Source organism: Streptomyces spinoverrucosus (genome assembly GCF_015712165.1).
GTDB lineage: Bacteria > Actinomycetota > Actinomycetes > Streptomycetales > Streptomycetaceae > Streptomyces > Streptomyces spinoverrucosus_A.
The window spans coordinates 7,729,278-7,741,547 of the sequence record NZ_JADPZX010000001.1 but is presented as its reverse complement, the minus strand read 5'-3'; the positions used below and the strand labels follow the sequence as shown (position 1 = coordinate 7,741,547).

Here is a 12,270-nt window from a genome sequence, read left to right as displayed (position 1 = left end):
TCGTTCGGCGTGGATCAGAAGGTCTAGGGGCAGCTGCTGATGCGCATCATGTTCACGATCTGGCCGGGCACGGCCCACCTGTATCCGCTCACTCCACTGGCCTGGGCGCTGCAGAGCGCCGGGCACGAGGTATGCGTGGCCGCGCATCCCAGCATGGCCGACGGCATCGCATCCGTCGGACTCACGCCGGTGCTGCTCGGCGACGAAGGGCTCATGCCCGCGCCGTGGGACGGGGAGAACGCCAAGGACCGCGATGTCGAGGGAGAACTCGACCGGCTCACCGAGGCTTTGGAACTGGCCCCCGAGGACCGCTACCCGTGGGAGAGCCTGCGTACCTTCCTCTTCCCGGTGATGTGGGACTTCCACCCCATGGGCGAGGCCCCGCCGGACAGCTACCCGTGGATCGGGCGGCTGGTGGACGCCGCCCGTGACTGGCGGCCCGACCTGGTCCTCTGGGACCCTTGCTGGCCCTCGTCCGCTGTGGCGGCCCGGGCCGCCGGCGCCGCGCATGCCCGCCTGCTCTGGGGGCTCGACTACTGGGGCTGGACCGTGGACCGGTTCGCCGAGCGCCGGCGCGTGCTCGGATCGGCCCTCGGCACGAATCCGATGGAGGACTCGGTTCAGGCCATCGCCGCGCGCTATGGCTTCGAGGTCGACGAGGAACTGCTGCTCGGCCAGTGGACGGTGGACCCGACGCCGTCGGGAATGCGCCTGCGGACACGGACACGCACCCTGCCGATGCAGTGGATTCCCTACACGGGCGCGGCTCCGCTTCCGACGTGGCTGCAGGCCCCGCCGGAACGCCCCAGGGTGGCCATCTCCCTCGGCATGTCGATGCGTGCCTTCTTCGAGGAGAGCAGGCCCCGGGTCGAAGCCCTGCTGGAGACCGTAGCCGGCATGGACGTCGACGTGGTCGCCACGCTCAACAAGGAGCAACTGCGCGACATTCCGGTGCCGGACAACGTCCGCACCATCGACTATCTGCCCCTCACCCAGCTCCTGCCGTCGAGTTCGGTCTTCATCCACCACGGCGGTACGGGTTCCTTCAACGCCGCGGCGGCCATGGGGGTGCCGCAGCTGATCACCTCCGACCTCAACGACTTCACGACCGTCGACGACGACGGCAACAAGAAGACCTTCACCACGCAGCACATGGACGTACCGCCCACGTCCGCCTACCTGGTCGAGAGCGGTGCCGGGCTGACGCTGAATCACCAGGAGCTGAGCGGGGCGGAGATGCGCGAGCGGCTGGAGCGGGTCCTGCACGATCCGGCCTTCCAGCGAGGAGCCGCCGCGATGAAGGAGGACATCGTCGCGGCACCGAGCCCGACGGAGATCATTCCGATCCTCGAGCGGCTCACCGAGATCCACAAGCCCAAGGGGAAGTGACGAGCCGTCAGCCCACGGCCCGCGCATCCAACTCTCGTGCAGTCACCTCTAGTTAGAGCGTTCCACTCAGTTTGTGTGCTACGTTCTGGGCACGGGCTAAATGGAGCGCTCGTTTTAGTCATCCTCGTTTCAGTCATCTTCGCCGCAGACCCGGAGGTCCATCTCTCATGACCGGCAAGCAGTCCGTCACCGTCATCGGACTCGGCCCCATGGGCCAGGCCATGGTGAACGCCTTCCTCGACAAGGGGCACCAGGTCACCGTCTGGAACCGCACCGCCTCCCGAGCCGACGCGCTGGTCGCCCGCGGTGCGGTCCTGGCCAAGAGCCCCGAGGAGGCCATCAAGGCCAACGAACTGATCATCCTGAGCCTGACCGACTACGAGGCCATGTACTCCGTGCTGGACACGGCTCAGGACTCGCTCGCCGGCCGGGTCCTCGTCAACCTCAGCTCGGACACCCCTGGCAAGACCCGGGCCGGCGCCCACTGGGTGACCGAACGCGGCGGAATCCACATCACTGGTGGCGTCACCGTCCCGCCGTCGGGCATCGGCGACCCGGAGTCCTCGACGTACTACAGCGGTCCGCGTGAGCCCTTCGAGCAGCACAAGTCCACCCTCGAGGCGCTGACCAGCACCGACTACCGGGGCGAGGACCCGGGTCTGGCCGCGCTGGTGTACCAGATCGGCATGGCCATGTTCTGGACGTCGATGCTGGGCTACTGGCAGGCCATCGCCATCGGCGAGGCCAACGGCCTCAAGGCCACGGACGTGCTGCCCAGCGCGGAGGAGACCATGACGGCCATGCCGGGCTTCCTCTCCTTCTACGCGCAGCGCATCGACGCCGGGAACCACGAGGGCGACGTCGACCGTCTCGCCATGGGTCTGGCGAGTGTGGAACACGTTCTGCACACCATCGAGGACGCGGGCGTCGACACCACGCTCCAGGCGGCGGTCGTCGAGCTGTTCCGCCGAGGCGTCAAGGCCGGACACGCGGCCGACAGCTTCTCCAGCCTGCTCGAGCTGATGAAGAAGAAGCCTTCCTGAGCCAAGTCGGCGGTTGGACCGGCCGGAACAGTCCCGAACACAGGACCGGGCACGCTCGTCACACGGGCGGGCCCGGTCCTGTTCTCGCTCGGCACCCCGGTGCGCTCCGGTTCCGTCGCGGCGCAAGTCCCGTACGTCGCATGAGAAAACGTCCGCTCGACGAGCCGTGAGGGCTCTTCGAGCGGACGTTTCGGACAGTCTCCCGCTCCTCGGCGGCCGGGACGTGTTCAGGCGTCGCCGTCGGACTGGGATTCGGCCGAGGCCAGCCGGATGGCCTCGGTGGGGCAGACATCGAGCACGCTGCTCGCCGCCTCGATGGCCTCCGGCTCCACCAACTCGGTCTTCAGCGCCACGGCGTAGCCTTCGGCACTCACCCGGAACAGCTGCGGGTGCATGGCCTCGCAGGTGCCGGCCCCGGTGCACACCGCCGTGTCGATGGACAGGATCTTCTTGCTCATGGGCACCTCCCCTTCTCGATACGGCTCACAGGGCGACGGGAAGCGACGGCAGACTGCGCAGCAGCCAGTTCTCCTCGAAGCGGATCTCCTCGCGGGGAACGGACAGCCTCAGGTTCGGGAAACGCTCGATCAGGGCGGGGACGGCGACGGAGGTCTCCAGGCGGGCCAGGGCCGCCCCCATGCAGTTGTGCAGACCGTGACCCAGGGCCAGGTGGCGCGGCCCTTCACGGGTGATGTCCAGCCGCCGGGGGTCCCGGTACTTCTCCGGGTCGTAGTTGGCCGACTGCAGGCCGGCGACCACGGGGGTGCCGGCGGGGACGGGAACTCCGCCCAGCTCCAGGTCCTCCTTCGCCAGACGGAACAGGCCCACGCAGAACGCGCCGTCGTAGCGCAGGAACTCCTCCACCGCCGTGGCGGTGTGCTCGGGGTGCTCCGCGAGCAGCCTGCGCTGATCCGGGTGGTCGAGCAGGCCGAGCACGGCGGAACCGATCAGGTTCCTGGTGGTGTCGATCCCGGCCATGATCATCAGAGCGACCATGGACACGAGTTCGTCCTCGGTCAGCCGGTCCTCACCGTCGCGCGCCTGGATGAAGACGGACGTCAGGTCGTCGCCCGGGTTGCGCCGCTTCTCGACGATCAGCTCACGGCCGTAGATGACGATCTCCTCGAACGCGGCCGCGACCTCGGCCTCGTTGTCGGGGTTCGACGGATCGGCGTGGAAGGCCCGCTCGATGGCGTGCAGCATGTCCTGGAAGCGGTCCAGCGGGAACCCGAGGATCTCGCCCGTGACATCGGCGGGGATCTTGCTCGCGTAGTCCATCACATCGGGGTTCTCGGACTGTTCGAGGCGGTCCAGCGCCGTGTTCACGATGCGCTCCACCGGCTCTTTCCAGGTGGCCGCGCGGCGCGGTGTGAACGCGCCCATGGCGAGCTTGCGGACCCGGGTGTGGTCGGGCGGGTCGAGTACCGTGAGAATGCGTCCGATCAGGGTGTCGGCGCCGAATATCATCCCCGACTTCTTGAACTCCTCGCTTCCCCAGGCAACCCCGTCGTTGCTGAACCGCTGGTCGCTGAGCAGTGCCTTCACGTCGTCGTACCGGGACACGAAGACCATCGGTACATCGCCGACGGGGAAGCGGAACCGGTGGATGGGATCGTGGACCCGCAGCCAGTCGTACACCGTGTACGGGTCCTGGTAATAGGTGGAGTCGAACAGCACAGGGGCCTGCTGCGCCGTGGTCATGGCGGTCCTCCGAAGCGTCGTCGGATCAGATCGGTCAGATGTAGTCGGTGCCGGGGTCGAGGCCGAGCAGGACGCGGCCATGCGCCTCCAGGGAGCTGACCGGCGTGAGGAGTCCGTGCAGGGCCAGCGCCTCGATGTCGCGGAAGGCCCGCTGGAAGGGGTTGCTGCGCAGGATGGTGGACGCGGAGCTGATGCCGTAGAGCGTCTCCACCGCTTCCTTGGTCGCCTGCACCACGTAGCCGACCTGTCCGCGAACGGTCGCCTTCTCCAGGACCGTCATCTTCTCGCCCCGGTCCGCTCGGTCCTGCATGACCCGGAGCCAGTCCCGGGAGAGCGCCTCACAGGACGCGACCTTGTTCACCGCGTGGGCAAGCTGGATCTGCGTGTGCGGGTGTTCGCGCTGCTCGGTCCAGTTCGTGTACGTGATGGCCTTGCCGGGCAGCCGTTCGACGAACAGTTCCAGCGCCGCCTTGGCGATGCCAAGGTAGACCGGTGCGCACGTCGCCAGCACATAGCTGGTCAGGTTGTAGTTACGGCCCTTCACATCGGCGTTCCAACGATCGCGGGTCGAGGCGTCGAACACAGCGCCGTCCACCACACGGTGGGCGGGTACGAAGACGTCCTTCACCGTCGAGGTCGCGCTGCCCGTGCCGCCGGCGCCGAACACGTCCCAGTCATCGGCGACGGTGATGTCCTCGATCGGAACCAGGGCGAACAGTTCCTCGTGCCGGCCGTCGGGGTGCTCGACGAGCGCCGCGTGCACGTTCCACTGCGCCCCGCGCACGCCCGTGTTGAACCGCCAGCTGCCGTTGAGGATGTAGCCGCCCTCCGTGGGGACAAGCGTGCCCGAGGGGGTGAAGCCGCCGGAGATCCGGACGGAACCGTTCGCGAACACCTCCTCCTGGGCTCGATCCGGGTACAGCGTGGCGATCCAGGCCGTGGACACCCACACCATCGAGACCCAGCCCGTCGAGCCGCAGCCCCGGGCGATCTCGGCGAGAACCGCCGCCTGCTGCTCCACCGGCAGGTCGAGGCCGCCGAAGCGTTCGGGCACCGCGGTGCGGAATACCCCCGCCTTCTCGAGAATGTCGATGTTCTCGTCGACGATCCACCGGGCAATCTCGGTGTCTCCGGCATTCTTGCGCAGCACGGGAACTGCGTCCCTGACCGCGTCAAGAACTTCGATGGCGCGAGTGTCGAGCTGAGCCATTCTTCCTCCGACGTAGTATCCGCTGAACCATGCGCGAGGATTCGGCGGTCCAGTGACCGTGTGCCACAGTAAGGAGGCCGCTCAATTCACCACCCACTTGTCGGCAATGAAGTGTTCATCGGCCGGAAAGACACGTCCCCCCGCGCCGGTTCGAAGGGATCGGCGCGGGGGGACGTGTGGTGGAGTACTCGGCCTATTCCGGCAGCAGCCCCCCGGTCACCGGCCGGTCGATGGCCATGAGCCAACGGCCGTCCGCGCCACGGCGGAGGACGTCCGTGCAGTCGCCCTCGAGGTGCATGGGCTTGCCGTCGGCGTCCGTGCCGTCGATGGTGAACCGGACGCCGATCAGAGCCACGTCACCGGCCACGTAGGAATGCGTGACCTCCGCCTGGAGGACGGGCTTCGTCGCGAGGAACTCCTTGAAGAACGCCAGTCGGGCGGCGCCGGTCAGCGGCTGGCCCGAGAAGTTGGAGATCGAGTCCTCGCGGTACAGCTTGTCGAACAGCTCGCCGTCGCCCGAGTTGAACACCTGAAGAAAGATCTCGTTCTGCAGGTCGGTGTCGTCGGTGAGGTCCGGGTTGTCGAAATCGATGTCGACGGTGATGGCCATGGAAGGAGAACCCCCAGGTCGTGGCAGCAGAGGCTGAGTGCGGTGAGCGAAAGGTGGCCGTCCGCGGGCGCCGGCCGCACGGCCGGCCGCATCCGGATGCCGTCCGCTCGGTGCCCGTGCGGACGAGCGTCTGTGCCCGGGCGGGCTAGCGGCGGCCTGCGAGCCGCCGCACCCGTGCGCGGGCCGTCGTACGGTTGTGCGGTCGTATCCAGGCCGTCGTACGCGTCCCGTCCGTGCTCGGTCGGGCGTACGGCTCACTTACCGCCGTACGGATCGTCGACGGCGTAGCGCCAGTTGCCGTCCGCGCCGAGGCGTAGGACATCGGCGCCGACGCCGGACAGCCGCTCCGGGTTGCCGTCGGCGTCCGTGGTGTCGATGGTCCAGTCGACGATCAGCAGGGCGGTGTCGCCCGTGACGAAGGACTGCCGCGGTACGGCCGTCATCCTGGGGCCGTGGGAGAGGAACTCCCTGACCGCGTCGACCCGGGCCTGTCCGGTGAGGGGAACACCCGGTTCCCAGACGGCGACGGCCTCGTCGGTGTACATCGCGTTGACCGCGTCCGCGTCCCCCGCGTTGAACGCCTCCACGTACAGCGCCGTGTGTTTCTCCACTTCATTCGTGAGCTGCGCCATAAGGACGACTACCCCTTTCCCGCCCGGAAACCGTTGTGGATTATTGTGACGGACTTTTGACGGACCTTCGCAGAGTAATGAGGCGTCAGCAACCAGCCACTCATCGGGAAGTAACGTCACAGCCATCAACCCGGCGGAAATCGGCCGATTACCAGGACATTCCCCGGGATTCCTTACGCTCGGCGAACCGTCCGGCTTTTCTTTGATTCGAACTTCACGGGCCACGAACACATCACACTGGGGGAGCTGAGAACCATGGCGGACGAGGAGAAACTCCGCGACTACCTCAAGCGAGCCATCGCCGATGCCCGTGACGCACGCAATCAGCTGCGCGAGATCGAGGAAAGACAGCGCGAGCCGATAGCGATCGTCGGGATGGCGTGCCGGTTCCCGGGGGGCGTGGCCTCGCCCGAGGACTTGTGGCGGCTGGTGGCCGACGGCGTGGACGCGGTCACTCCGTTTCCCGACAACCGGGGCTGGGACCTGGAACGGCTGTACGACCCGGACCCGGAGCACGTCGGGACCAGTTACGGCCGCGAGGGCGGCTTCCTGCACGACGCCGACCTCTTCGACGCGGCGTTCTTCGAGATGTCACCGCGTGAGGCGCTGACCACGGACCCGCAGCAGCGACTGCTTCTGCAGACGGCGTGGGAGGCCTTCGAACGGGCCGGCGTGGACCCCAGTGCGCTGCGCGGCAGCCGCACAGGGGTGTTCACGGGCGTGATGTACAACGACTACGGCTCGCGTCCCGGCCTGCCCACGGAGAACGCCGAGGGCTATCTCTTCAGTGGCAGTGCGGGCAGCATCGCCTCGGGCCGGCTCTCGTACACGTACGGCCTGGAAGGGCCCGCCGTCACCGTCGACACGGCGTGCTCCTCCTCGCTGGTCGCCCTGCACCTGGCGGCCGGGGCGCTGCGCCGCGGGGAGTGCGACCTGGCGCTGGCCGGCGGTGCGACCGTCATGTCGACGCCGGTGGCGTTCGTGGAGTTCTCCCGTCTGCGGGGGCTGGCGGCGGACGGGCGGGTGAAGTCGTTCGCCGCGGCCGCGGACGGCACCGCCTGGTCGGAAGGCGTGGGACTACTCCTGCTCGAACGACTCTCCGACGCCCGCCGCAACGGCCACCGCGTCCTCGCCCTCGTCCGCGGCTCCGCCGTCAACCAGGACGGCGCCAGCAACGGCCTGACCGCACCCAACGGTCCCTCCCAGGAACGCGTCATCCGCCAGGCACTCACCGACGCAGGCCTCACCGAAACCGACATCGACGCCGTCGAGGCCCACGGCACCGGCACCCGCCTCGGCGACCCCATCGAAGCCCAAGCCCTCCTGAACACCTACGGCCAACGACGCCCCAAGGACCAACCCCTCTACCTCGGCTCCCTGAAATCCAACATCGGACATGCACAGGCCGCGGCCGGGGTGGGCGGTGTCATCAAGATGGTCGAGGCGATGCGGCGCGGGGTGCTGCCCCGGTCCCTGCACATCGACGAGCCCACCCCCATGGTCGACTGGTCCACCGGAGCCGTCGAACTCCTGACCCGACAGCACGACTGGCCGGTAACCGGCCATGCCCGCCGTGCCGGTGTCTCATCCTTCGGCTTCGGCGGGACGAACGCGCACGTGATCCTGGAGCAGGCACCGGAAGAGACCGAGCCCACTACTACACAGCAGAAGCAGCCCCCTCCGCCCTGCCGTGGCTGCTGTCGGCCAAGACCGAACCCGCCCTTCGCGCCCAGGCCCAACGCCTCCTCACCCACCTCCACAACCACCCCACCCAATCCCCCCTCGACCTCGCCCACTCCCTGGCCACCACCCGCACCACCCACCACCACCGAGCCGTCATCACCGCCACCACCACCGACGACCTCCATACGGGACTCCAAGCCCTCACCACCCAAACCCCACACCCCCACCTCACCCAAGCCACCCCCACCCACGGCAAAACAGCCTTCCTGTTCACAGGACAGGGAGCCCAACGCATCGGCATGGGACGCCAGCTCTACGACACCTACCCCGCCTTCGCCACCGCCTTCGACAAAGTCACCGCCGCCCTCGACCCCCACCTCCCCCAACCCCTCACCCACACCATCACCACCGGACACCACCTCCACGACACAGCCCACACCCAACCCGCCCTCTTCGCCATCGAAGTCGCCCTCCACCACCTCCTCACCACCTGGGGCATCCACCCCCACTACCTCACCGGCCACTCCATCGGCGAAATCACCGCCGCCCACCTCGCCGGCATCCTCGACCTCAACGACGCCGCCACCCTCGTCACCACCCGAGCCCGCCTCATGCAAACCACCCCACAAGGCGGCACCATGATCGCCATCCAAGCCACCGAAGACACCATCACCCCCCACCTCACCCCCCACCTCAGCATCGCCGCCATCAACGCACCACAATCCACCGTCATCGCCGGAGACACAGCAGCCGCACACCAACTCGCCCAACACATGCGAGAACAAGGCCACAAAACCACCGAACTCACCGTCAGCCACGCATTCCACTCCCCCCACATGGACCCCATCCTCAACGAACTCCGCCACACCGCCGAACAACTCACCTACCGCGAACCCCACACACCCCTCATCTCCACACTCACCGGCCACACCACCACCCCCGACCAACTACAAAACCCCGACTACTGGGTGCAGCAAATGCGCGGCACCGTCCGCTTCCTGGACGCCGTTCGCACTCTGGAGGCCGAGGGGGTCACCACCTTCCTCGAAGTGGGCCCCGACAGCGTCTGTGCCCCGTTGGCCGCCGCCGGCCTGCGCGAGCCGGACGGCAAGGTGACCGTGTCGACGCTGCGCAAGGGACGTCCGGAGGTGCGGACCCTGCTGGACGCGGTCGCGGCCGTCCACGTCCGGGGAACGGACGTGGACTGGCCGACGTACTTCGCGGACACGTCCGCACGCACCGTCGAGCTGCCCACGTACGCCTTCCAGCAGGAGCGTTACTGGCTGGAGCCGGTGACCGGCAGCTCGCACGGGGCGGCGGGCGGCGGCCACCCGCTGCTGGGGTCCCCCATGGGCCTCGCCGACTCCTCCGAGGCGGTCTTCACCAGCTCGATCTCGCTGCGCACCCATCCCTCGCTCGCGCGGCACACCGTGCGGGGTGTGCCCGTGCTGTCGGCGGCGGTCCTGGTGGAGATGGCGGTCCACGCCGGTGCGGAGATCGGCTGCACCGACCTGGCCGAACTGCGGCTGGAGGCACCGCTCGCGCTGCCCGCCGAGGGCGCCGTGCGGATACAGGTGAGGGCGGGCGCGTACGCCGAGGACGGGCAGCGCCTGGTGGCGGTGTACGCCCGCCCCGACACGACCGCCGACGCCCCCTGGACCCTCCTCGCGCACGGTCGCTGTCTCAGCGACGACTTGGCGGGAGCCGAATCCGGCGCCGAAGCGGGTGCCGAATCCGGCGCGGGCGACAGCTCGGCCGGGGCCGCGGCCGCCGGTGTCGAGGTGGGCCTTGTGGAGGAGTTGGCGCAGGAGGCCGCCCGATACGCCGTTCATCCCGCGCTGTTGGAGGACGTGCTCGGCCCCCGGTCCACCGTGGCCATGGACGGCAGTGTGGCGGTGCCCGGCATCTGGCGCGGGGTGCGAGTCCACGCCACCGGGGCCACCGCCGTACACGCCCGGATCACCGAACTCGACGAGCGGACCATCGCGCTGCGGCTCACCGACGCGCGGGGGCAACTGGTCGCCACGGTCGACGCGATCGAGTTCCGGGACATTCCCGCCGACCGGTTCCGCGCGGCACCGGGCGCGGGCACCGACGGACTCTTCGCCGTCGAGTGGCGTCCGGCGGCCCCGGCGACCGGTGCGCGAGGGTTGCGCTGGGGGGTGCTGCGTACGGCGGGTCCCAGGTCGTGGGCCCCGTTCGGCGACGACATCGTGGAGGAGTACGGGGAGTACGCGGACGTTGCCGCCGCCGCTGCCACCGCCCCGGATGGCCGGGTCGACGCGGTCGTGCTGCCCTGGCCGTCCGGCGCCCCCAGCGAGGCCGACGCCTCCCCGCTCGGCGATATGACGCGGGCCCTGGACGTTCTGCGCGGCTGGCTGGCCGACGACAGGCTGGTGGGGACTCCGCTGGTCGTGCTGACGCGGGGCGCGGTCGCGGCGCTCGACGCGGATGTGCCGGATCCCGCGAGCGCGGCCCTGTGGGGCCTGGTGCGGTCAGTGCAGTCGGAGGCTCCGGACCGGATCGTCCTCGTGGACACCGAGAGGGAGGCGTCCACCGCGTCGCTGTCGGCGGCCCTGGCCACTGGTGAGCCGCAGGCGGCCCTGCGCGGGGGTGAGGTGCTGCTGCCCCGGCTGCGGCGTCTCCCGGCCGCGTCGGGGCACCTGGCCAGGCCGGCCTGGGACCCGGTGGGTACCGTCCTGATCACCGGTGGAACGGGAACGCTGGGCAGCTTGGTCGCCCGGCATCTGGCGGAGAGCCACGGGGTGCGGCACCTGCTCCTGGTCGGCCGGCGCGGGGAACAGGCCGACGGGGCCGCCGAGTTGGCCGCTGACCTCAAGGAGCTGGGGGCCGAGGTCACGATCGCCGCCTGCGACGTCACCGACCGGGCCGCTCTCGCCGAGCTGCTGGCGGACATCCCCGCCGACCATCCGCTGACCGGGGTGGTGCATGCTGCGGGCGTCCTCGACAACAGTCTGTTCGAGTCGATGACGCCGGACCGTCTGGGCGCGGTACTGCGCCCGAAGGCCGAGGGCGCCTGGCACCTGCACGAGTTGACGCGGGGGGCGGACCTCGCCGCGTTCGTCCTGTTCTCCTCCACCGTGGGGGTCTTCGGCGGGCCAGGGCAGGCCAACTACGCGGCGGCCAGTGCCTTCCTGGACGGCCTCGCCCATCACCGGCGGGCACAGGGCCTCCCGGCCGTCGCCGTGGCGTGGGGCATCTGGGAGTCGGGTGGGATCAACGCCCAATTGGCGCAGGCGGACCTCGACCGGTTCGTGCGCGGTGGATTCCGCCCCATGACGCAGGCGGAGGGGCTGGCGCTGTTCGACCGGGCGCTCGCCGCGGAGACCGCCGCACCGGTGGCCACGCCGCTGAGTTCCGCCGAACCGCGTGCCGACGGCCAGGTCCCGCCGCTGTTGCGCACGCTCGTGCGCGGCGGTCCGGCCCGGCGCACGGCACGGTCAACGGCGGACTCCGCACCGTCGCCCGCCGAGTGGCTCACGGGGGCGACGGCAGAGGAGCGCGAGGAGTGGGCACTCTCCCTGGTCCGCACCGAAGTGGCCGCGGTCCTCGGGCACGCGTCCGCCGAGGCCGTGGCGGCCGAGCGCTCCTTCCAGGAGCTGGGCTTCGACTCGATGACCGCGGTGGAGTTGCGCAACCGGCTGGGCGCGGCATCCGGAGTACGGCTCCCGGCGACCATGGTCTTCGACCACCCCACTCCCACCGCACTCGCCGCCGCGCTGCTGGAGCGCGTGGTGCCGGAGGGTGGTACGAGCCGAACCGTCCTGGCCGAACTCGACAAGCTGGAAGCCCTGCTGGTCACCGCACCCGAGGCCGATGAGGAACGCGCCGAGCTCGCCGCGCGTCTGCAGGCGCTCGCGGCCAAGCTGACCCCGGTGGCGGCCGGCTCCGGGACCGCCGAGGCCCTCGAAACCGCCTCAGCCGACGAACTGTTCCGTTTCATCGACTCCCAGCTCGGCCGATCCGCCGACTGACCGTGTC

General features: G+C 69.4%; 8 protein-coding genes and 1 pseudogene. 4 read left to right on the top strand and 5 right to left on the bottom strand.

Annotated elements, in window-relative coordinates; genetic code table 11:
- Positions 1-39: 39 nt before the first annotated feature.
- Together I2W78_RS35155 and I2W78_RS35150 are read left to right on the top strand one after the other, a co-directional pair.
- A complete protein-coding gene (locus I2W78_RS35155) occupies positions 40-1,389 on the top strand; it encodes a nucleotide disphospho-sugar-binding domain-containing protein (protein WP_196464275.1) in 1,350 nt (449 codons plus the stop codon).
- Between the two features lie 167 nt (positions 1,390-1,556).
- Entirely contained in the window at positions 1,557-2,432 is an 876-nt protein-coding gene (locus I2W78_RS35150; RefSeq protein WP_196464274.1) for an NAD(P)-dependent oxidoreductase, read from the top strand.
- Positions 2,433-2,659: 227 nt separating this feature from the next.
- On the opposite strand, the gene I2W78_RS35145 is transcribed toward I2W78_RS35150, so the two are convergent.
- The 5 genes from I2W78_RS35145 to I2W78_RS35125 all read right to left on the bottom strand — a co-directional run bounded on the left by I2W78_RS35145 (position 2,660) and on the right by I2W78_RS35125 (position 6,585).
- A complete protein-coding gene (locus I2W78_RS35145; RefSeq protein ID WP_196464273.1) occupies positions 2,660-2,890 on the bottom strand; it encodes a ferredoxin in 231 nt (76 codons plus the stop codon).
- A gap of 25 nt (positions 2,891-2,915) precedes the next feature.
- The gene (locus tag I2W78_RS35140) at positions 2,916-4,133 is read right to left on the bottom strand and encodes a cytochrome P450 family protein (RefSeq protein WP_196464272.1); all 1,218 of its coding nucleotides are present in this window, start codon (positions 4,131-4,133) and stop codon (positions 2,916-2,918) included.
- A 34-nt stretch (positions 4,134-4,167) separates the two neighbouring features.
- Positions 4,168-5,283 carry an acyl-CoA dehydrogenase family protein gene (locus tag I2W78_RS35135; protein WP_307783921.1) on the bottom strand — a complete coding sequence of 372 codons (1,116 nt, stop codon included), beginning with the start codon at positions 5,281-5,283 and terminating at the stop codon, positions 4,168-4,170.
- A gap of 253 nt (positions 5,284-5,536) precedes the next feature.
- Positions 5,537-5,953, bottom strand: coding sequence for a YybH family protein (locus tag I2W78_RS35130; RefSeq protein WP_196464270.1), 417 nt, complete (start codon positions 5,951-5,953; stop codon positions 5,537-5,539).
- A 254-nt stretch (positions 5,954-6,207) separates the two neighbouring features.
- Entirely contained in the window at positions 6,208-6,585 is a 378-nt protein-coding gene (locus I2W78_RS35125; protein WP_196464269.1) for a YybH family protein, read from the bottom strand.
- A 255-nt stretch (positions 6,586-6,840) separates the two neighbouring features.
- Between I2W78_RS35125 and I2W78_RS41885 the strand changes: the two are divergent.
- Together I2W78_RS41885 and I2W78_RS41880 are read left to right on the top strand one after the other, a co-directional pair.
- Positions 6,841-9,857 (top strand): annotated as a pseudogene (locus I2W78_RS41885) (type I polyketide synthase); the annotation flags it as partial.
- Between the two features lie 288 nt (positions 9,858-10,145).
- A complete protein-coding gene (locus I2W78_RS41880) occupies positions 10,146-12,263 on the top strand; it encodes a type I polyketide synthase (RefSeq protein WP_445330157.1) in 2,118 nt (705 codons plus the stop codon).
- The last annotated feature ends 7 nt before the right edge of the window (positions 12,264-12,270 follow it).